21 protein-coding genes and 2 other RNA genes are annotated in these 21,364 nt (G+C 33.6%); 9 read left to right on the top strand and 14 right to left on the bottom strand.

The window, feature by feature from the left end; all coding sequences use genetic code 11:
- Nucleotides 1-22: 22 nt before the first annotated feature.
- From D1B33_RS09795 to D1B33_RS09790, 3 genes are all read right to left on the bottom strand, one after another.
- Nucleotides 23-955 (bottom strand): hypothetical protein, encoded by a 933-nt coding sequence (locus D1B33_RS09795; RefSeq protein ID WP_118876207.1) that lies wholly within the window; start codon nucleotides 953-955, stop codon nucleotides 23-25.
- Between the two features lie 513 nt (nucleotides 956-1,468).
- Nucleotides 1,469-1,767, bottom strand: a transfer-messenger RNA (tmRNA) gene (gene ssrA / locus D1B33_RS18950).
- 17 nt (nucleotides 1,768-1,784) lie between these two features.
- The gene (locus tag D1B33_RS09790) at nucleotides 1,785-3,875 is read right to left on the bottom strand and encodes an NERD domain-containing protein (protein ID WP_118876206.1); all 2,091 of its coding nucleotides are present in this window, start codon (nucleotides 3,873-3,875) and stop codon (nucleotides 1,785-1,787) included.
- Nucleotides 3,876-4,007: 132 nt separating this feature from the next.
- Between D1B33_RS09790 and D1B33_RS09785 the strand changes: the two genes are divergently transcribed.
- The 9 genes from D1B33_RS09785 to D1B33_RS09735 all read left to right on the top strand — a co-directional run bounded on the left by D1B33_RS09785 (nucleotide 4,008) and on the right by D1B33_RS09735 (nucleotide 10,895).
- Nucleotides 4,008-4,205, top strand: coding sequence for a GIY-YIG nuclease family protein (locus D1B33_RS09785; RefSeq protein WP_158582957.1), 198 nt, complete (start codon nucleotides 4,008-4,010; stop codon nucleotides 4,203-4,205).
- Nucleotides 4,206-4,486: 281 nt separating this feature from the next.
- A complete protein-coding gene (locus D1B33_RS09780) occupies nucleotides 4,487-5,320 on the top strand; it encodes an HNH endonuclease (protein ID WP_118876204.1) in 834 nt (277 codons plus the stop codon).
- 24 nt (nucleotides 5,321-5,344) lie between these two features.
- A complete protein-coding gene (locus tag D1B33_RS09775; protein WP_118876203.1) occupies nucleotides 5,345-6,049 on the top strand; it encodes a hypothetical protein in 705 nt (234 codons plus the stop codon).
- Nucleotides 6,050-6,105: 56 nt separating this feature from the next.
- A complete protein-coding gene (locus D1B33_RS09770) occupies nucleotides 6,106-6,759 on the top strand; it encodes a hypothetical protein (RefSeq protein ID WP_118876202.1) in 654 nt (217 codons plus the stop codon).
- 70 nt (nucleotides 6,760-6,829) lie between these two features.
- Nucleotides 6,830-7,318 (top strand): hypothetical protein, encoded by a 489-nt coding sequence (locus D1B33_RS09765; RefSeq protein ID WP_118876201.1) that lies wholly within the window; start codon nucleotides 6,830-6,832, stop codon nucleotides 7,316-7,318.
- A gap of 599 nt (nucleotides 7,319-7,917) precedes the next feature.
- Nucleotides 7,918-8,271: a hypothetical protein gene (locus D1B33_RS09760; protein WP_118876200.1), complete on the top strand. Its 354-nt coding sequence runs from the start codon at nucleotides 7,918-7,920 to the stop codon at nucleotides 8,269-8,271.
- Between the two features lie 80 nt (nucleotides 8,272-8,351).
- A complete protein-coding gene (locus tag D1B33_RS09755; protein WP_118876199.1) occupies nucleotides 8,352-8,741 on the top strand; it encodes an adenylate kinase in 390 nt (129 codons plus the stop codon).
- 990 nt (nucleotides 8,742-9,731) lie between these two features.
- The gene (locus D1B33_RS09740; protein WP_118876197.1) at nucleotides 9,732-10,097 is read left to right on the top strand and encodes a hypothetical protein; all 366 of its coding nucleotides are present in this window, start codon (nucleotides 9,732-9,734) and stop codon (nucleotides 10,095-10,097) included.
- Between the two features lie 180 nt (nucleotides 10,098-10,277).
- The gene (locus D1B33_RS09735; protein WP_118876196.1) at nucleotides 10,278-10,895 is read left to right on the top strand and encodes a recombinase family protein; all 618 of its coding nucleotides are present in this window, start codon (nucleotides 10,278-10,280) and stop codon (nucleotides 10,893-10,895) included.
- Nucleotides 10,896-11,105: 210 nt separating this feature from the next.
- Here the strand turns inward: D1B33_RS09735 and D1B33_RS09730 are convergent, their stop codons facing one another.
- The 11 genes from D1B33_RS09730 to D1B33_RS09680 form a co-directional block, all read right to left on the bottom strand.
- Nucleotides 11,106-11,312, bottom strand: a complete 207-nt coding sequence (locus D1B33_RS09730) for a hypothetical protein (protein ID WP_118876195.1) — start codon at nucleotides 11,310-11,312, stop codon at nucleotides 11,106-11,108.
- 706 nt (nucleotides 11,313-12,018) lie between these two features.
- Nucleotides 12,019-12,306: a hypothetical protein gene (locus D1B33_RS09725; protein WP_118876194.1), complete on the bottom strand. Its 288-nt coding sequence runs from the start codon at nucleotides 12,304-12,306 to the stop codon at nucleotides 12,019-12,021.
- Between the two features lie 130 nt (nucleotides 12,307-12,436).
- On the bottom strand, nucleotides 12,437-12,718 hold the full coding sequence (locus D1B33_RS09720; protein ID WP_118876193.1) for a hypothetical protein: 282 nt from the start codon (nucleotides 12,716-12,718) through the stop codon (nucleotides 12,437-12,439).
- 364 nt (nucleotides 12,719-13,082) lie between these two features.
- Nucleotides 13,083-13,541: a helix-turn-helix domain-containing protein gene (locus tag D1B33_RS09715; RefSeq protein WP_118876192.1), complete on the bottom strand. Its 459-nt coding sequence runs from the start codon at nucleotides 13,539-13,541 to the stop codon at nucleotides 13,083-13,085.
- Nucleotides 13,542-14,334: 793 nt separating this feature from the next.
- Nucleotides 14,335-15,297 carry a tyrosine-type recombinase/integrase gene (locus D1B33_RS09710; protein ID WP_118876191.1) on the bottom strand — a complete coding sequence of 321 codons (963 nt, stop codon included), beginning with the start codon at nucleotides 15,295-15,297 and terminating at the stop codon, nucleotides 14,335-14,337.
- A gap of 180 nt (nucleotides 15,298-15,477) precedes the next feature.
- Nucleotides 15,478-15,833, bottom strand: a transfer-messenger RNA (tmRNA) gene (gene ssrA / locus D1B33_RS09705).
- A gap of 158 nt (nucleotides 15,834-15,991) precedes the next feature.
- Nucleotides 15,992-16,459, bottom strand: a complete 468-nt coding sequence (gene smpB, locus D1B33_RS09700) for an SsrA-binding protein SmpB (RefSeq protein ID WP_118876190.1) — start codon at nucleotides 16,457-16,459, stop codon at nucleotides 15,992-15,994.
- A 104-nt stretch (nucleotides 16,460-16,563) separates the two neighbouring features.
- Nucleotides 16,564-18,939, bottom strand: coding sequence for a ribonuclease R (gene rnr, locus D1B33_RS09695; RefSeq protein WP_118876189.1), 2,376 nt, complete (start codon nucleotides 18,937-18,939; stop codon nucleotides 16,564-16,566).
- A 46-nt stretch (nucleotides 18,940-18,985) separates the two neighbouring features.
- Nucleotides 18,986-19,735: an alpha/beta hydrolase gene (locus D1B33_RS09690; protein ID WP_118876188.1), complete on the bottom strand. Its 750-nt coding sequence runs from the start codon at nucleotides 19,733-19,735 to the stop codon at nucleotides 18,986-18,988.
- 104 nt (nucleotides 19,736-19,839) lie between these two features.
- Nucleotides 19,840-20,067, bottom strand: coding sequence for a preprotein translocase subunit SecG (gene secG / locus D1B33_RS09685; protein WP_118876187.1), 228 nt, complete (start codon nucleotides 20,065-20,067; stop codon nucleotides 19,840-19,842).
- A gap of 219 nt (nucleotides 20,068-20,286) precedes the next feature.
- Complete coding sequence (locus tag D1B33_RS09680) at nucleotides 20,287-21,216, bottom strand: DMT family transporter (protein WP_158582956.1); 930 nt, start codon at nucleotides 21,214-21,216, stop codon at nucleotides 20,287-20,289.
- Nucleotides 21,217-21,364 lie beyond the last annotated feature (148 nt).

Genomic DNA, 21,364 nt, shown 5'->3' with positions numbered 1-21,364 from the left:
AGCAACTATTATTATATATTATTTACTCACTAGTTTTTTTATTAACTCCTTTGATCTTTTTTTGATTGTTACGCTTAATTTTATTGTTTTCATACTTTAATCTTAGATTAGAGTATACTGTATATAATTTTCCTATTATATGGTATTTCATCTTTCCATAATATTTTGCCTCTATAATTTCATTTTTATTAAAACTTTTTAATCTATCTAGATAGGCTTTCTTGAAATCATGCACTTCTATATTTACAAAATCTATTTTTCCTTCTTCTCTTTGTTGTAACATAAATTGTTTCAAGGTATCCTTATTTTCAAGACATTCTTTAGTGTATGTAAAGCTCTTAAATTTTTTTACTTGATAATCATTTTGATGCACTTTGATTACAATATCCTCTTCTTTATCATAGGACAATTCAATCAAATATTTTATATTCGAACCATAACCAATTCCCTTATACTTTAATCTATTTATAGATACCACAGCTGTTAGATGATTTTTGAAAAATAATGAAATAGGATTCCAGTGCTTTTTAAATGGTTTCACCACATGCTTACCATTAGAAGTTGATAATATAATTTTTTTCTTAACATTTCTATCCTCAATTAAATCATCAAGTTTAATTCTTTTAGTATTGACAGAGTAAAATAAAATAGGATCATAATGACTTCTGTATACTTCAAATGGTTTTAAAATTAATGGTTCTTCTTCAAAATCTTCTAACTCTATATAGTAATTTTCCCCAACTTGTAAATAGATACTAAATATTACAATTGCTCTATCTTTCAAATTTTCCAAAGTAACACGACTAAGGTATATATCCTCATTATCAACAGTTGAAGTTACACCATAACTTCCTCGCACTTTTTCTCCTGATTTTAACAAGTACGTCCTAACAGTATATATCAGTGCAAGTATAGAAATTATTAAAGCACTTAAAGTTATGTAATCAATATTCATCTATTCACCTACATTTATAAAATTTTCAAAACTAAAATATCTATAAAAAAATTATACAGCAAATGTAGTTATATATTAATGATAGTGAATAAAATATGTTATACAAATTATTTTCTATAAACATAGAGTAGGGTGACCATTTTCATGGCCACCCCCTCATCAAACCTTACGTGCCCTATTAAGGCATACGGCTTACCAATGTGTTATTTAATTACAATTAATGAGTTACTAATCTTTTGGTGTATGGAGCGAAATTTTGCACAACAACTCTAATAACTATCGCCACACCAATAAGAAGAAGTATAATAATTATTAAAGTTAAAATAAAGACTACCTTTTTGTTCTGTCCTTTTATACAACTAAAATGATTAATGCACTAAGAACAACAAAAAGGATAATAAGGTTTCAGTCCAATTCAGGACAATTCAAAGGCATTAAAAAAGTGTCATAAACGTTGATAAATCAACGTTTGTGACACTCCATGAAATTCAGTACATTTCACTGTATGGAGACGGCGGGAGTCGAACCCGCGTCCAGAAACTCCAATACTTAAGCTTCTACGCGTGTAGTTTGCCTACTTACAATTCGCGTGGCATTATGCCGACAAACAGGCGTCCTGCACGCTAGCTTGGAAATCTCTTGACGGTGACTCAAGCGGCACCACTCATTTAGTTTATATAGTTAAGGTGTATTACATTTAATTTGAACTCGGTCTATAGAACCTTCTCTAGATATTAGTATAACTTATTTTTTCAAAATAAAAAGAAAATCTTTTTACTGTTCCTTTTAAAATATCAATTTATTTTCCTGTCTATTCTATCTCAACCTACTACTTTATACTAATACCTTTAAGTTTATAATTTCCTAATTTCGCAGAAATCATTTCTATCTCAGGATCTTCTCTCCATTCCTTCTCGCTTAAAATCATGAATCCATTAAATAATTTTTCTTCGTCCTCGTCCATATACTTTATAAAACATACCATTTTTTTATATCTTGCTTGGTAAAATCTTAGATGAGTTAATCCCTTCCACTTTTCAGTATCAAAATTCTTTTTTTCAGCTATAAAAATATGGGAAAGTAAATTTTCAGATTCAAGAATTATTTCTATTTCTTTATTAACGTTTTTATAATCTTCAATACCCTTTTTGAAGGCATTTATAAAATCTTCTCTTCCTTCTTTACTAAGTTCATATATATTCAAAATTATTTCTGAATAACCAAGTGGTCTTTTATTTTCTAACTCTTCTATTACTTGTAGAATTTCAAGAGGCATATATTGCTGATACTTACTAAGGTCTTCCTTATCGGTTATCGCATTGTTTAGTACTTCATTACCTCCTGTTTCTAGAAAAATTATTGCTTTTTCTTCATCTTCAAAATAAATATTGTGATTCAGATAATGATATAAAAAATCTAGTTCATAAAATGCTAAAACCTTATTAGTTTGACTATTATTTGATTGAAGTCTTCTATATATATAATGAATAAATTGACTTGGATGCTTTAAGTATTCATATATTTTTTCTAAATCGTTTAAATTAACTGACCAAGGATATTCATTATATTCATATATACCAATATCATTTAATGTACTAAGATTAGTAGCCACTTCACCAAAATTTTCTAAAGTTACATTTATTAAAAACCAATTTATAACTAAATCTTTATTTATATTAACAGTAATTTCTGTTCCATTTTCATCAGTGAAAATTGGAATTTCATTATCAAAGATATAGTTTTTAGTTCGTTTTGCTTGTTTAAAAGCATATTCTATACTTTCTTGAACTTCTTGTTTAAAACTATTATATGCCCCTCTCCTAGCAGGCTTTGAAAATTTCCCACTTTTTGATTCAACAATAAAAACATTAGTATCATAAATTATTAAATGGTCTAATTCACACCTTTTTTCTATACCATCTTCAATAACTTTATAATAAAGTGAATTATAAAGTTTTGAATTTGGAAAAACTCTAGCAAAGTAATTATTTACTTCCTCTTCTAAATAATCTCCTCTTTTTTTAAGAAATTTATCTTTAGTAGCCTGATTGTTAATTAAAGCCTCAGTCAATTTAGGTGCTAATTCATAATAAAGTGTAGTCATACACGGTAATATATAGCCGTTAGACATTTTTATAATAGGATTTTCTCTAAATGAATTATAATCAGTCGGGTATTTAAAGTTATAAGATGTCTCAATAGTTTCTATTTCTAATTTATACATTTCAAAAAACTTTTCTATCACAGAACTATCTAATCCAGTTTCATTTGAACATTGTGGGATAGTTATTAAAAACGCACTTTTGTCAATACTAGGCAGTTTTTCTAAGAACAAATTTTTATTACCATTAGTAACCTTAATAAGTTGGTTTGTAATATCAGTAATTGCTTCTTTGTATTTTTCAAATACATAATCCATTATTAAATAGGCTTCTTCAATATTAAAACCAAAATATATTTTCATTTCCCTACTAAGCTGACTAAAAATACCTATATTCGTTTTTCTAAGTAAATCTAGATTTTTCTCACCTCTTTGAAATACATAATCACTTGTTACAGACGCTAATAAGGCATTTTTCGTATGATCTTTTATATTTTTCGTATCCTTAACTTTCCTTGCATTATTTGAATGTTCCCATGCTTCTAATAGCGACTCTAAACATTTTTTGACTTTTGTTAAATCATCAAAACTAAAACAATTTGTTTTAGCATTTACATTGTTCCTACTCAAAATATATCCAAATAAATATTCAAACTCTGCTAGACTAAAAAATCCTTTATATCCCCAAAATATTGTCTCAAAAAGAACTTTATTATAATCATTATTTTCAATTAGAACTCCAAACTTATTAAACATTTCTTCAAAAATTTCTGTTTGTTCTTTATAAAAATTTTCCCAATCTATTAGTTTACTTTTCAAATAATCTCCACCCTTTGGAATAATTTCCTATATAATTATAATAACCAATTTCTAATTATTAACAACTAATTAGGTAGTTAATTATAAAGGGTTAATTTATCATAAAAATATTTAAGTAAATGGAGATATGAAGTGATGAATATTAAGGTTGGTTTTGAAAATGGAGAATTAAAAGTTGGACTCTCAACTTTACCAAGTGAAGAAGGATTAAGCAAAGAAAAGATTTTTTATGTATATGAATGGTTTATATGTAAAACTGGAGATATATTTTACGTTGGTAAAGGCAAAGGTGATCGTTACAAATCAAAAGATAGGGGGATAGAATGTTGACAATTTTAAAGTTTTTATTAAAAACATAGAAACCCTTGTTACAACTGAAATTGTTTCTCGCGGTGGGAAAATATTTAAGTCTAGGGCTAAGAAAGTAAAATCAATTATTGTACAGGGAACTATACAAACAGATTCATATATAGACCTTAAAGAAAAAGGTTATGAAATTTACCACCTAGTGGATGTTTTGAGTTATTTTAAAGTAGCAATGAATGGAAAATAGGTTTCATTTATTCCATTCTAAAGAAATTATTACTACTGTAATGGAAGGATTGTATAGTATGTTTGCAATAGCACCTACAGACATAGATTGGTATACATATTTAGTAAAAAGAAACAACATTCCACATGAGATAAACTTTTGGACACCAACGCCTTGGAATGTTAAAAGATTGTCAAAAGGCGATAATCTATTATTTTTGCTTAAAGCACCTTATCGTAAAATTTGTGGTTTAGGTAATTTTAGTTATTACGATAACCTAACAATAAAGGAAGCATGGGAACGGTTTGGTAATGGTAATGGAGTTGAAAGTATTGAGGAATTAAGAAGTCGTTCTAATAAATATGCAAAAAAACATTCTGTAATTAACTACACAGAATATGATTACAACCGTGAAATAGGTTGCATTGTACTAACTAATGTTAAATTTTTTAATGAGGAAGAGTTTATTACAACTGATGAGTTAAAGGTGTCATTCCCAAATCAAGTTGTTAAGTTAAAATATTTTGACATGGATCTACCTCCTGTTTTGGAAATAGATAAATTTATTCTAACCGAGGAATTACCTGAAAATGAAACATTTATAGAAGGTGCGAAGAAACAAATTACTGTTAACGCATATGAAAGAAACCCTGACGCAAGAAAAAAATGTATAGAACACTACGGTTACAACTGTAAAGTATGTGGATTTAACTTTGCCGAGATGTATGGTGAAGTTGGAAAAGAGTTTATCCATGTCCACCATCTAATTGAATTAAATCAAATTGGAGAAGAATATGAAGTTGACCCTATTGCTGATCTAAGACCTGTATGCCCTAATTGTCATGCTATGCTTCACAAAAGAAAACCAGCTTTCTCTATAGATGAATTAAAGCGTTTTTTAACGAAAAATTAACAGTTTAAATCAGGAAGTGATTATGTGATTATTGCAAAGATTATAGGCATATTTTTTATATTTATGGGCTACTTGCTTGTAAGGAATTTATCACTTTCAGTTGATGGTATCTTCAACACTATTTTACAAGGTTGGTTGGGCTACTTTTTAGTCATTACTGGTGTAGGTATCTTATTTTCTGAAATACTTAAAAAAAATAAGGTACTTTCATTTATTTATAATAAAATTTTAGTTATACCTGCTATTGGTTTTATTTATTTTCAGTATACATTTGCACCTATTTTATCAATAATTTTATTTCTAGGTATTTATTTTTTACCTTCCTTATTATTTCTGAGACTAGGAGAAAAATATTCTATTCTTGAACAATATAGTCAAGGAATTATATATATTTTAAGTTTGTTATCAGTTCTCTTCTTTGCATATAAGAGTAACCTAGTGATGAGATTTATAATTGAATCCTTTAAAACTAAATTGTTTAGAAATTATCTAAAAAAATATACAAACACTGCTTTCACTAGAATGTACACCTACATGATAATGATAGCTATTTATATTTCTTATAACTTCCTAACATTTTCAAATATCAATCTAAATATTATTCCTTCCGAAATGTTAAATGTTATTAAGGAAGTATTCGTAACTTTTGTAGCAATTGATTCTTTAATACAAATCTACTTAAGTAAGCAACATTCAAAACCAAGAGAATCACAAAAAGAAAGGAAATAAAACATAACCTGCTGGGTTATTTCGAGAGATGCAAAATTGTTTATTTTTTTATTATATTGTTTGGGCTAATTGCCTTCGGATTTATATTAAAAATCCGAGATATTTCTAGATTTAATAAAGAATTACAATTCTTATTAGAGTATAACGAACGCTATGTTCTATACTTAGATAAGTTCTTAAATAGAGAGACACAAACTGAGGAAGAAAGCCAATTATATACATATTTAATCAAAAAATCGGGAAAGGCACAGGAATTATTAGGTTCAACAGGTCTTGTCGATTATAGACCTGCTTTTTCCAGTTATATGATTAGTAACTATCCCCTTGTGGTCAATATTGTCCAATCTTTAAGAAATCCAGTAATAATATCTGATGAATTACAAGGGGTAAACAATTTCTTTTTAATTCGAATATCAAATTACGAAGAAACAATTGCTAGAATTAAAAGAGAAATGAAGAACCCTATTCAGCTTCTTCAAGAAGGCGTACAGTTTTTTGTAACATTTCCAATTACTCTACTATATTGGTCTGGAATTATTAAGTACGGTACTTTCATGAAAATATCTGAAAACATAATCATTAAATTGATAAACTTTATAATTATAATAGTTGGGTTGATCTCTTCTATAATTACTATAGTTGCTGGTTGGGATACTGTTAAGGAAATATATAAGACAGTTCTTACTTTTCTTGCACACTTTTCACTTTAATATTCAAATCTATCATTATTAGTAAAAATTTCTACATTATTACTTTGAAATAATTAAGGGAGATACAGTTATGGGACTCAGCATTATTGATTATCTTATATGGCTAGATGTTCTAGTTATTATTCATTTAATTTATACTGAATGTCTTAATGGGAAATATCGCTTATTAAGACTTTTAATAAATCAAATTCTTAAAGTGTTTAAACCAAACAACCTTAGATTAGCTTTTTATTACATAATAGGTACAGCTATTATAATTTACGGTGCTGCAACATTGCTTCCATCAGTAAGTAATATAAATTCTGTTTGGGGCTTATGTATAGCGATGTTCTCATTTGTACTATTACTAATAGTAGAAAAAATTGAAAAAAAGCCTAATAAACGTGCTTTCTGGATTGCAATTGCTTTTTCTTTATTTATTATTTTTGGATTTATATTAAATGGTTTAAATAGTACTGTTGACAATAAATTGGATGATTTATTAGATGAGTATAACTCGACTATCACAATCATCGTATTAGGCTTAACATTTATTTTTCTACTCACAAGAAAAGATTAAGAAAAATAGAGGTGTAATTCATAAAGTAGCTACACCTCTATTTATTATCGACTCCAACACATGTCCATTTTTATTTCAATTAAATAATAATCATCTTCACTTCAAAAATTTCTGAGGAAATATTTTAAACATTTCCCTTAAAATTTAAAGTGTTCTTTTTAATCCAATTCTACCTAATAATAGAGTTTTTCTATTAACTTAACCCTCTAACAACTATTCACTTGCCCTCTATTGAATAAAATATCAGAGTAATCGCCTAGTTTTCCTTTAAAAACTTTATCTTTAGAAGCCACTTTGATTCTACAGCCCTAACACACCTGCTTTTATATAACTATATAAAGTAATTATTAGGTATTTTCCACATAAGAAAAACAAATTAAGCACAATAATAAAATATTAGAAACACCCTGTACTGACCTATGTGTTTATACACTAGTATTAGGGGAAAGTTAGTTCACCGTTAATATTAAATGAAAATAAATTAACCTCCTATTGAGTTGGGTTGGCTTAATGCCTTCCCTATTTTATTCATCTACACAATAGTAATTTCTCTTTAAAGGGAAAAACTTAAAAAAATCTAAAATAAGGTGGTTTTAACTATGGCAGAATATAATCAAGAATTAGTAAAGGCTTTAGCACACGGAGACGCTAAGGCACATGACCAAATCAAGAATTTACCTTTAACAGTTCGTATGTCCTTAGGTATGGCAGTTGATGAAATGCGACGAAATGAAAAAATTGTTCCTATGAATAGCGGTTTCTCTATCTATGAACAAAAGAAAGTAACACCGGAAGAACAAGACGAACTAGGTAACGCTTTAGCAGAACATAACCGTCTTTTACGTGAGGCTGATGAAAAACGCGAGGCTATACGTCAAGAGTTTATTGAGAAAGAAGCAAAAGCTAAAGTGGAACGTGCAAGGGCTGGACTTGCGATGAACGATAGACGTTAATAATATAATTTTCCATAAAAATAACCCACTGGCTTTATTGCTGGTGGGGTTTTTCTATTACTTGAAAGGTGGTCATTATATTGAATAAAGAACAGTTTGAAACTAAATTAAGTGAGATCTATGGTGGCACTGTAACACCTCTCACAGCTTATGTTAATCCTCATGCTGTAATGGTCTGTAAGTGTAATAAGTGTGGGGTTTCTTTCTTTAGTAAGGCTGGTCATATGTTAGGTAAACAACACCAGCAACACCTATGTAATATGCCTTATGGTGACAAGAATGGTGAACGATTAGAACACGTTAGTGCTAGACATAAAGCTAAGGGTAAGAAGAAAGACCAACAAGCCTTACTAAATAAGGTTAACGAAATGATATGGGAGGATTACAGCTATCAACAAATAGCACAGGAACTAAAGGTTAATCCTAATATCCTAAAACATTACTTTAAGTCTGAGGGGTTGATAGAGTGACAGAATTAAGATTATACGCTATGAGTAGTAGAGGACGTAAAGCATATAAAGACGACACTGACACCCTTTATTTAGAGTGTACTAGCTGTCATTCTATTAAACCTAGTCACAGCTTTCCTAAGGAAAAGACAGGCTTTCTAGGTAAAAGGTTTAACTGCTTTGATTGTAAGAACACTGTGAATGAGGAATATAGAAAGAAACAGGCTAAGGCTAAGTACAGCTAATTAAGTTCTAACAGCTTTAGTCTTCATTTTTGTGCTTAAAAAGTTATAAAAAAATACCGCAAAATTTTTATATGGATAAGGCTGATTCATAATGCCAAAAACCTTAACCACCCCTTACCAATATAAAGCCCTCAGACGAATCGAAACAGACAACTACCCACAAAGTTAAGGTTAAATGGCTTAAAATCGTCCTCTCATCGTCTATTTATTAGCTTACCGTCGAAAAAGGTTTTTAAAACATGGTGTATATTTTACAAGTACCAGACCGACCATATACAGTAGCCTCTACCCCCTTGTATACCTTGCCTATGTATAGAAAGAAAAGCACCTGTACTGACTTTACTGTTAGTGCAGTATTGTTCCCTTTATAGTTGTTTGTCTTTCTTTTCATTTCACTTTCTTTTTCTTTCTGTTTGTCATTCAATCATTGCTGGTGCTGGTTCTTTTCATTTCTTTTCTTTTTCTTTTCTTTCCTTTTTTTCGTTTCTTCCTGATCTGTTCCATATACTTTCCTATTACCGTTTCATATACCTTCCTGATACCGTCCTTTGTAGTACCCCCTTTTGAAAGTGATTTTTGATACGTGGTAACACTTTTACTTTCAAGGGGCATGGGGGTTCAATCCTTTGTGGTTGACTTGTGATAGTTACGTTTCATTTGTTCTTAGAAGTGGATAGTACTCTAAACTAGATACTATATTATTTTCAATATATGGAAGATGTAGTAATATTGATTTAGTATAGTAATCAATTGAGAGGTGAAACCGATGGAAGAGAAAGTGGAGAAAAATGAAAGTAATAAAATAATTGACTTAAGAAATAAAGTAGGTGAAAAAGGTTCAGAAATTCGAAACAAAATTGGTGAAACTTTTGAACAACTGAATTTTTTAAAGCATTTTACTGAATTAGATAAAGAGGTTTCTATAAACGAAAAAGAAAAAGCACTTCAAATCATTGAAGCAATTAAAGGTATAGAAAACGATGATATAAAAGCAGATGTTTTAAAAGATTACTTTAAATCAAATAATCAAAAAGAAATAATAGAAACTATCATTTACGCTATGAAGTATGTATCTGGGGCCAGTCTAGTGGCCGTTATTGTTTGGCTTTTAAATAAAAATGGTAACAAGTAAGACAAATTGAGTATAGGATTTAATTTGCCGAATTATATTCGGCTTTATTTTTTTATGAAAGTGTCATAACTTAAAAGTATTGACACCGTTTTATAGATCCAGTATTATCAAGACATCAAAAGGTGTCATTACTTAGTGTCATAAGCAAACCTCAAAATACATAGAAATGAGTGTAACAACATGAGATATGGATATGCAAGGGTGTCAACGCAAGGACAAGATCTAGAGGTACAATTACAACAATTAGAAAATGAAAGCTGCGATAAAATTTATTCTGAGAAATTCACTGGAACTAAAGCAGATAGACCAAAATTAAAAGCCGTTATGGATCTTATACAAGAGGGTGACACGTTAGTAGTAACTAAACTAGACAGACTAGCAAGAAACACTGTAGAAGGCATCGAGATAGTCAAAGAACTGTTTTCCAGAGGTGTTAGGGTTCATGTATTGAATGTGGGACTTTTAGAAAATACAACAATGGGACGTTTCTTTTTAACAACTTTACTAGCGGTTGCTGAAATGGAAAGGAATTTAATTGTAGAACGTACTCAAGAAGGAAAAGCGATTGCTAAACAGAGTCCTGACTTTAAGGAAGGTAGACCACCTAAGTACACTAAAAAACAGATTGATCATGCTTTACATTTGTTAGAAACTAATTCATATACACAAGTTGAAGAGTTAACTGGAATATCAAAAAGCACACTGATCCGTGCTAAAAAGAAAGTACGGATTGAAGACTCGTTTAATAAATTGGTGGAACAGAACGGTGATGCTTTAAAAAGACTTTCAAAAGAATAATTTCAGCATACCTAAATAAACTATTTGGATGACTAATTAGTCGTTCTTTTTTTAATTGTGCATACCTTACCAACAAAAAAGCTTCAACCCTTTAATTATCTAGCTTTTGTGCAAATAAATATTTTCTGATTGCACACGTAAGCACAGCGTACAAGCGGTATTTCACGTATAAAGAAGCACCCTAGATAAGATGGGTGCTTATGAAAATTGTTAATCTACGGTTTCTACGGATGATACGTGTGACGGATTGATGAAGATATCTCTATTATCATCAAGGCAAAGGAAAGTATTTTTCAAAACCCTAGTAGTCCCACCCATCGGCAATTTATTTTCGTTAAAAAATGACGAAATAATGTACTCTGCATTTTCAGCGATTATAAATTCTTTACCACTATTCATAGTAATCTTAGTAGGCATAGATAATCCCCCCCTTTCATCAACTTAATTCGACAAAAGGAACTATTTTCCTGCTATAATACATAATATTTCCCTTGTGATTAACAAACTTGAAAAACCCTTATATATCAAGGGTTCACAGAATTTAATAATCACACGGTTAATCACTCTTTTTGTGACTAATAAACTAATGCTGTCAAATGGCAAAAATCTATACAGGTTCATTAAGGGTTAATCACTAAATTTGTTACTTTAACAATTCCAGTCATATCAAGGGTTCTAAGATTGGGTAAAAAATTCTTTAAAAAAGTGCCTGTAAAGTGGGTATGTTTTAAGAACTAGTAATAGAAGAACCTAAGAGATATAAGATTAAATTAACTGTTATAAGAAATGGGCGTTAGCCTCGAAAAGATAAGTATTTAAGGTTTAAGGATAAGTCTATTCTTGTCACAGAATCATTTATAAAAGATATACCTCACTTCGTTCGGGTGCATAGCACTATATATAAATAAGGCACTAATATAATTATTAAAATATAGCTGTGATAGTAATAAATAATTTAGTTTCATATAGATATAAACGGAGGTTATGTAATAACCGAGTGAAAGCTTTAGACTTTTAATAAAGATTTTAATATTATAAATTTTATGCCGCTGTAGTATTTAGATGAACATTTTAATATAATATGTATTCCCCTTATTGCTTAACTGCTTTAGGGGGATTATTTTTATGCCCTTTTTTCTAATCTTCCTTTACGTAAAGCCTGTTTATGTTCTTCACTTATAGTTCGTTTCTTCTTGAAAAAGTTCTTTGTTACAAAGGCATTTTCAACTTTAAACTCAATGCCAGTAGGTTTTCCTTCATGTTCCGTTAATACCTTGAAATTCTCTTTATTTAGAATAGGGTTTTTCATAAAGGATTTAATATGAGATGGAACGCTACTATATATTGTCCATTGATCTGTTGCAGCTTCATAAATAAAATTCGTTTCTTGTTCCTCTTTACTATATTTCATTTTCTGTACCCCCAAGTGTTTTTTAGGACTTATCCAGTCCTTACACTTAGGTACTTGCAGATCCATTAAATTTTAGGACACGATTAAATAAAAAAGCCAGGAATTATATTTTCCTGACTTAATCACATAATTACTCACTTATAATTGAATCTGTTTTCTTCTTATACTCACTATATACTTGTTCCAATAATTCATTTTTCTTTTTATCAACTTCTGCTTCTACCCTTAATTCCTCATATAGCTTAGGTAAATCCATATTTTGACTAGTAAACCTTAACACATATCTTAAAACCTCAGCTTTAGAAGGTGCTTTATTTACCCTAGTTTCATTGGTTAATCTATCGACCAGATTATTTAACATTTCATTATCTTCTTTATTTAATTGTACTGTAACAGTTGGTTTTGCAATCATTTAAGACCCCTCCGAAAAATTCTCAACATTCCACTCCACACAAACCAGCGTAAAACCACAATGTCGTCAATGGTTCAATATTTGAACGTAATTACAATTCTTAATTATATTTATTTAATAGCATTCTCTTTAGCAGTATTCTTTATAGAATATATTTAAGTTTGTATATATAAGTCTGTATAAGTAAGTTTGTATAACGTTCTGTTTTAGAACTATATAAAGTACAGATTCTGAACTACTCAAGTTCAATTTTAAAACACCCTATTTTAGTGATTATTAAAAATTGTGACTTTCAATCTAAACAAAGGCTGGTATATCAATATTCTTATGAATTGTTAATCACATTTTAAATATTTGCTTGATCTTAGTTCACCTGTTGATCCTGTAAGTGTTGCTGGTATCTCACCTTATCTAGGTTTGCATTTTTTAATATTTTTTCTTCAAACTCTTTATACTTCACAACTTTTTCAGGAAGAAGTTTATTAAGTTCATATTTATCTAATGGTTTGTAGACGTAGTAAATATTATTTCCTCGATAACCCTTCGCTTTTTCAATTAGTCCTGATTTTTCTAGTCTATCTAAGCTATTATCAATAGTAGCCTTACCACCTATCTTTAAATCCACCATTAACCTTGCTATCGTAGGGAAAGCGTAACCTTCCTCACGATTATATAATTGCAATAGCTTCATATAGACGCTAATATCTACATGCTTTATTAACTCTAGCTGTAGATAAAAATTTAATTGAATTGGAAATAGTTCAAACTCACCCGGTTTTAGATTATCCTTACAAATTACATTACTACTTCTCATAGCCACCATTTATTACCCCCCTTTTCTTTTGTGGCTTACACTTAGTTACTTGCTGTAAGCACCTGAATTAGGACAGGAAATATTAAATTTTTAAGCATTCTTTAATTTACATGGGGAGATTAAATTAACTTGACAATAGAATTACCAACCTCAAACATGAAGCCAGAATTGAGGAAAACGGCTTGGTGCTAATAATGTTTGCCTAAGTTAGCGAATAAAAACTATTCAACTAACAAAGACAAGACATCTGCTTTAATACATGAATCCGTCATTTGAGGTATCCGTATATGTATGCCCTTGTTAAATGCGTTCTCTCGAACAATACACCTACTAATCTACTTCCGCCCCCGATAGTTCTTGTAACTCGTTATACGACCTTCTACGTATTCGTTAATGCCTATCCTACTGTTAACGAGGAACTCAGCAACTTTTACAATTTGTGATGTATTCTGCATAGCCGTAACTAATCAGATCTTCCACACCTGACCTTTATTGGTTGTCAGCACCATTCAGATACTTGCATTAACAAGGAAATGCTTTTTTGTATCCTAGACTTAATTATTGCATCGGCTAAGTCATAACCTTTCCAGTTTAGTTTTGATTCGAGTTAGTGGGCAACCACGAAAGAGTTTCACCTAAAAAAGACAATAGGAAACTAGACCTTTGCACTTTATCTTTTTTTAAAGTAAAATGAAGGGACTGAAACTCATATTTAATTTGTCGTAATTAAAGAGTTGTACTAACGTGTCGCCAAACACTTAGTACTTGGGAGGGTGCCTTGAACACTCTCCTTTTTATTTGTCTATAAATATTCCTTTAAACTATTGGCTACTTCATCTACATTTAGATCAAGGTATTGTGTTGTTACTGCTAAATCTGAATGACCAAGTGCTTTACTAATCAACGGCACACTAGCACCTTTCTCCAACAAATTCTTCGCATATCCTCGTCTAATAGCATGAGGGTTAATATTTTCTAAACCAAAACGTTTTGAATACTTATTAAGCTGCTTTGAAATCGCACAGTTAGAGGATTTTGACGTACTCATAGATAAGCCATTTTGAGTAATGAACACACTTTGATTACTGATCTTATAGTGTTGACGTATCTTCTTATTTTGCTTAATTAGTAGTTGAAGCATTTCTGTTAACTCGTCATCTATCGGTAGTTTTAAAAACTTATGGTTTTTTAATGTTGACCCATCCAAATTTAGATATTTATGTTCAAAGTCAATATGCCTTTCTTTTAATTCGCAAAGTGTATGAATGCGTATACCAGTCCGATACATTAACAAAATTGCAGTAACATCTCTAAAACCAATGAATGTTGATTTATCAATAGAGTGAACTAATTTAAGAATGTCACTTTCTTTAGCTGCCGCTTTCACTTCTGTATCGACCTTGATTTGAATCTTTAACCAGAACTTCTCCTTTAACCAATCATTAAAATAAAACTTTCCTAACACTGCTTTTATCGTTTTCAAACGTATTTTCTTGGTTCTTTGCGATACATCCAAATTCTCCAAATAGAAATAAATTGTATCTATTGTTATTTCCTCTACATAGCGGATGTTATTTACCTTGCAAAAGCTACGGAAAATATAACCATAGCTGTCGATAGTACGCGGCCTGTTTCCAGCGATATTCATTTGTCTAAATACGACTTCCAAAGCATACTCAATAGGAATCCAACGATCATTCTTCTTTGGATTGATTAAACATGCGTTTCCCATTGAAAATACACCGTGTTTTCTACTTTTATCCAAATAAAAAAACCTCCCATTCATCATCTGAATTAGAAGGTTTATAAACGAAATTCATTATATAAATGTAATATCCTAAAAACGAAAAAAGTTAGGGAGTCTTTTTGAAAGTTTAACACCTTCATCTAGATACCCTAACTTCTATAAACGTTGATTTAACGCTATCTCTAACGATAAATTCAATTATGGAGACGGCGGGAGTCGAACCCGCGTCCAGAAACTCCAATACTTAAGCGTCTACGCGTGTAGTTTGCCTACTTACGATTCGCGTGGCATTATGCCGACAAACAGGCGTCCTGCACGCTAGCTTGGAAATCTCTTGACGGTGACTCAAGCGGCACCACCGACCGTATCCCACTAAAGTTGGGCCCTACGTTATCCACATGGGCGATGGATAGGTAGAGCGCTTACGAGCTTACGCTGCGTATGCTAAATTTTGTTGTTTGCCAGTTATTATATAACTTCCGTTGATGACGAAGCCGAGACCTCCGACGCGCAGCTCAAGCTTGAACCATCCCTGTCGAATCCGTAACGTCCCCCTATATTAGAGAGATGTGTTTTTACACATACGGGGAAAAGGCGTTGAAGCTTGTGCCTTTCACTACTGGCAACTTTGTACTCTTATTATAAGACAATCTTGGTCAATTCGCAAGATATCTGATTCTGCCTCTATATCCGGAATTCACCAAATTAAATCTTAATACTGATTCTTCGCTTTGAAAGCACGTTCCATCTCACGTTTTGCTTCCTTCTTCTTCAAATCATCACGCTTGTCGTAGTTCTTCTTCCCTTTACCCACGCCGATTAAAAGCTTAGCATATCCGTCTTTAATGTACATTTTTAAAGGGACAATCGTGTACCCTTCTTGCTTCGTGCGACCTAATAATTCACTGATTTGCTTTTTATGCAGCAATAATTTTCGAACGCGCAATGGATCATGGTTAAAACGATTTCCTTGGTCATATGGACTGATATGCATATTGGAAATCCATGCTTGACCATTCCGAATTTGAACGAACGAATCCTTCAGCTGGACCTTACCTGCCCGGATCGATTTGATTTCTGTTCCTTGCAACACCATGCCCGCTTCGATCGTTTCTTCAATAAAGTAGTCATGGTTTGCTTTTTTGTTTTGCGCTAATACTTTTCCTGTTCCCTTTGCCAAGAGCGACACCTCACAATCTTTCACATTCCAAACTCATTCATAGAGAGGTTGGAATCAAAAACAACACCCCAAGTGCGCTTTTCAACGCACTTGGGTTAAACCTTTTATTTTCGTTTTGGTTTTTTCTTCTTCGATTTTTTGGCTACGCCTTCGTAAAACTTCTGCTTTTGTTTTACTTTGCGGCCGCCAGATCGACCCGATTCACTAGAAGAACCATTCCGATCTCTTCCGCCGCGTCGGCCTTTTCCTTTGTCATCGCCTTCTTTTACTCGGCGGCCCTCTTTGCCTGCTCGACCGGCATGGATGACTTTTGGCGCTGCTTTACGCGTTCCGCCAAATGATTTCACCATATCGACGATTTCAAAATCAATGGAGGACTCTTCTATAATAACATTTGCGACGCGAACCTTCACCTCATCGCCTATACGGAATTGACGATTTGTACGCTGACCGATCATGATCATTTGACGTTCATCAAAATTATAATAATCGTCCGTCATGTTGGTAATATGCACAAGCCCTTCAATCGTGTTTGGTAGCTCGACGAAAATACCGAAATTCGTAATGGATGACACCATCCCAACGAATTCTTCGCCAATTTTATCGGACATGTATTGCGCTTTTTTCAACGCATCCGTATCACGTTCTGCATCGACCGCGCGGCGTTCGCGTTCCGATGTATGGTCCGCGATTTCATCCATGATTTGCGCCCATTTGAACGTCGTTTCCTTCGACACATCCCCTTGAATCAAATACGTGCGGATCAAGCGGTGTACAATCAAGTCCGGATAACGTCTGATCGGAGAAGTGAAATGTGTGTAGAAATCCGTTGATAACCCAAAGTGGCCAATGGATTCCGGATAATATTTCGCCTGTTGCATGGAACGAAGCAACATTGTCGAAATGACCGGTTCTTCCGGCATTCCTTCAATCGCTTTAATAATTTCCTGCATTGCCTTTGGATGCACCGAATTCCCCGATCCTTTTACCACCAAGCCGAAGTTTGTCACAAATTCAAAGAATCGTTGCAATTTCTCCGGTTTTGGATCTTCGTGGATACGGTAAATGAACGGAACATTCATCCAGTGGAAATGCTCGGCAACCGTTTCGTTGGCAGCTAACATAAATTCTTCAATCAAGCGCTCGGAAACCGTACGTTCGCGAATGACGATATCCGTTGGCCAGCCATCTTCATCCACCAACACTTTCGACTCTTTAAAGTCAAAGTCGATGGCACCGCGCTCCATACGTTTATTTCTTAGAATTTCCGCTAATTCCGCCATATGATTAAACATCGGCACAAGCTTTTCGTAGCGATGAAGCAGTTCTTCATCATCTTCTTCCAAAATTTTATAAACATCCGTATACGTCATACGCTCCGTTGTTTTGATTACACTTTGGAAAATTTCATGCTCCACCACGCGTCCATTTTGGTCAATCAACATCTCGCATGATAATGTCAAACGGTCCACTTGTGGGTTCAAGGAACAAATGCCGTTGGATAAACGATGCGGAATCATCGGAATTACGCGGTCCGTTAAATAAACGCTCGTTGCTCGGTCATAAGCTTCTTGGTCAATCAATGAACCTTCTCTCACATAATAACTCACATCAGCAATATGAACGCCTAGCTTATACGTACCGTCTTCATTTTTTGTCACGGTCACGGCATCGTCCAAGTCCTTCGCATCGGCGCCGTCAATCGTTACGATCGTTTGGTCGCGTAAATCGCGGCGGCCAACCAAATCAGCTTCCGTGATTTCATCCGGCACTTCCCCTGCAGCGTCCACCACTGCTTGCGGGAACTCCGGCGGAATGCCGTGTTTATAGATGATCGATAAAATATCGACACCAGGATCATTTTTATGCCCCAGGATTTTTGTGATTATGCCGGTTGCGGATTTGATTTCATCCGGCCAATTTGTGACTTCAACCACGACTTTATGTCCATCCACCGCGCCAAGGGAATCTTCTTTCGTCACGAAAATATCCATGTTTAATTTTTTATCATCCGTGACAACAAAGCCAAACCCTCTATTTGCTTGATATGTACCCACAAAAGTCGTCTGGCTGCGTTCAATTACCTTGATGACCGTACCTTCCCGGCGGTCACCCGATGTTTCCTTCAACACGCGAATGAGTACAATATCGCCATTTAATGCACCGTTTACTTCGTGAGGCGGGATAAAAATATCATCCATCCCTGCCTCTTCCGGCGTTACAAAGCCAAACCCTTTGGCATGGCCGATAAATTTCCCTCTTAACAGGTTCATTCGTTCCGGCAGTCCATAGCGGTTGGAACGGGAGCGCACGACATACCCTTCATCTTCCATACGGACAAGTGTTTTGATCAATTGCTTGAACTCTTCCGCCTCTTCCAGCCCAAGGACTTCTTCAATTTCATCGACCTTCATCGGTTTATAATCATCTTGCTTCAATAAATCCAGTATTCGTTCTTGTAATTCATTTTTTTGGGTCATGATTTTCCCTCCTTTTTGCAATACTAAGCATGCTGTTTAAGTTTGATCATTCTTGTTCCCACTCGAGGGATTCCAAAAATTCATAAACCGTTTCATGTAATTGCTGTTTTTCTTTATCCAATGTAATCACATGCCCCGACTCTTCGAACCATTTGATGTGTTTATTTAAGGATTCACTATTCTCATAAATAATATGAGCGGATTGAGGGTCAATAATTTCATCATTTTTTGCCTGTACCACCAATAACGGTGCATAAATCAAATCCAGCTCGCTGCGAACATCCTGAACGAGCTGCTGCAGCTCGGGCAAGGAAGGCATTCCTTTTGCACGAATCGCCTCTACTTCTTGTTCAATTTCCTGTTCACCTTTACCTTCAAATCGCTTATAATCTTTTGCATACTTTAGCACGCCCTGGAACATTTTGTCCGTCGTGCGCATGGTCATGGGGGAACACATAGTTACAATTCCTTTTACAGGCTTGTTTAAACCAAGCTTTAATGAAAATACGCCGCCCAACGATAACCCAACGGCGGCAATTTCTTCATAGCCTTTCTCCTGCAATGTATTGTATGCTTCCACAACATCCGCCCACCATTCGTCCGGTCCTGTTGTAATCAGCTCTTCTGGGGCAACGCCATGGCCTTTGTAGTGTGGAGCAAGACAGGTATAGCCCCTTTTTTCAAGAAACCGGCCAAGCATGCGAACATCGGAAGAGCTGCCGGTAAATCCATGTAATAATAAAACCGCACGCTTTCCTGCTTCGAAGAAAAACGGTTTCAACTGTGCATTGCGCATTGAGAATTCCTCCAACTTATTCATTTATATACATAATTTTCTCCCCTATTATAAATGAAAACGCCTAACCATGCTTCGGTTAGGCGTTGGATTCAATGTTTTAGTTAAATTTTCACGATGGCCAAAGTTAAAATAAAGAACAAAACAGCAAGTACGATTGTTAATCTATGTAGAACCAATTCCATTCCTCTTGCTTTTTGCTTACCGAAAAGCTGCTCAGCTCCACCCGAGATGGCACCTGACAAACCAGTACTTTTACTAGATTGCAGTAAGACCAGCACGATTAAGGCAACGCTTACGATGATCAATAATGTTAATAACAATGTGTGCATAACTCCACCTCCTGATATAGAAACTTCATTAGAAAACTTGACTTATCGCCAAGCTTTTTGAGGTGATAAGCCTTGTTGCGCTTATGCAAATAAGAAAGTTAGAACAACTTTCCTGTTTGCCAACAAGCTACAGTATAGCAAAAATAGGTTGAAGATACAATAATCGAGCAGAATTTGATTTTCAACGCTATTTTTACTGCCTAAAAATAGGATACCTCTTTAACTTCCTTCATATTGTTCTTGGGGCTGGTTTTTTAGCTTTCTCGCCCGAATCCATTCTTCAATTCCGCCTGTTCCAATCAATACCCCTACAATAATCAATAAACAGCCAAAGATTTGTGATGCATGCAGCGGTTCACCTAAAATCACGACGGCTCCGATTAATGCGAAGATGGTACTTAAATTCGTGAAAATCGCTGTCTCTGCAGTGCCTATTTTCTTGATCATCGAATTATATAAACTATGCCCAACTGCGGTCGCGAGAATAGACGAAAATAAAAATATGCCCCACATAATAGGTTGAAGTGTTGTAAACGCTGCAAATGATTCTGGCATAACTACTAAGCTGTAAAGCAGCATGATAAACGAGCCGATTGTCAGCAAATACGCTGTAAGCACAAGCGGCGGGATTGTTAACGTAATCTGCCGAATGACAAAAAAGCTGAATGCTTGAACGATAATTGACCCTAACACTAAACCATCGCCCAATCCAAAACCGCTTATAGCCGAGGCATCCTCTACTACCGCTACGGAAATTCCAATAAACCCTATGACAAATCCAAAGAATCTTAATTTGGTTAGCGAGGTTGATCTTGTGGCAACTGCAATGATTGCCGTAATTAAAGGTGCCAAGCCTAATATAAGGGAAGATTTAATGGCTGTTGTTTGTTGCAGCCCGGCAGCCAAGAGGGAGTGATGCCCGATGACACCCAGCAAAGTCGCTAATAAAACAAGCTTCCAAGGCATTTCTTTATAGATTATTTTCTTTTTCATGATTAATAGAATGAGAAATAATGAGATGCCCGCTACAAAAATTCTTGTTCCCTGCATGACGATCGGCGGAATATCCAGTACCAAAAGTTTTAAAAGAGCAAGATTGATGCCCCATAAAAACATTGTAAACGCCATGATTCCATAAATTTTGAGCACAATATTCCTCCTTCTGTTTGCACTGGCTATAACCATCATAAACCTATTTCCCGATTTTTTGCATCCTAGATTTTTATCATTTTAGACGAAATATATTAAAATTCAACTTTTTCTTTTCCCTAGTTTTCATCAAAATAATAGCAATTAA

The organism is Ureibacillus yapensis (assembly GCF_003515775.1).
Lineage (GTDB): Bacteria > Bacillota > Bacilli > Bacillales_A > Planococcaceae > Ureibacillus > Ureibacillus yapensis.
The sequence above is the reverse complement of the archived record's forward strand: the minus strand, read 5'-3'. Positions and strand labels throughout refer to the sequence as shown.

Coding starts and splice junctions, on each gene's coding strand:
- D1B33_RS09795 (WP_118876207.1), bottom strand. CDS start 955: ATGAATATTGATTACATAACTTTAAGTGCTTTAATAATTTCTATACTT.
- rnr (WP_118876189.1), bottom strand. CDS start 18,939: ATGACCCAAAAAAATGAATTACAAGAACGAATACTGGATTTATTGAAG.
- D1B33_RS09725 (WP_118876194.1), bottom strand. CDS start 12,306: ATGAAATATAGTAAAGAGGAACAAGAAACGAATTTTATTTATGAAGCT.
- D1B33_RS09735 (WP_118876196.1), top strand. CDS start 10,278: ATGAGATATGGATATGCAAGGGTGTCAACGCAAGGACAAGATCTAGAG.
- D1B33_RS09765 (WP_118876201.1), top strand. CDS start 6,830: ATGGGACTCAGCATTATTGATTATCTTATATGGCTAGATGTTCTAGTT.
- D1B33_RS09740 (WP_118876197.1), top strand. CDS start 9,732: ATGGAAGAGAAAGTGGAGAAAAATGAAAGTAATAAAATAATTGACTTA.
- D1B33_RS09780 (WP_118876204.1), top strand. CDS start 4,487: ATGTTTGCAATAGCACCTACAGACATAGATTGGTATACATATTTAGTA.
- secG (WP_118876187.1), bottom strand. CDS start 20,067: ATGCACACATTGTTATTAACATTATTGATCATCGTAAGCGTTGCCTTA.
- D1B33_RS09760 (WP_118876200.1), top strand. CDS start 7,918: ATGGCAGAATATAATCAAGAATTAGTAAAGGCTTTAGCACACGGAGAC.
- D1B33_RS09715 (WP_118876192.1), bottom strand. CDS start 13,541: ATGGTGGCTATGAGAAGTAGTAATGTAATTTGTAAGGATAATCTAAAA.
- D1B33_RS09720 (WP_118876193.1), bottom strand. CDS start 12,718: ATGATTGCAAAACCAACTGTTACAGTACAATTAAATAAAGAAGATAAT.
- D1B33_RS09730 (WP_118876195.1), bottom strand. CDS start 11,312: ATGCCTACTAAGATTACTATGAATAGTGGTAAAGAATTTATAATCGCT.
- D1B33_RS09690 (WP_118876188.1), bottom strand. CDS start 19,735: ATGCGCAATGCACAGTTGAAACCGTTTTTCTTCGAAGCAGGAAAGCGT.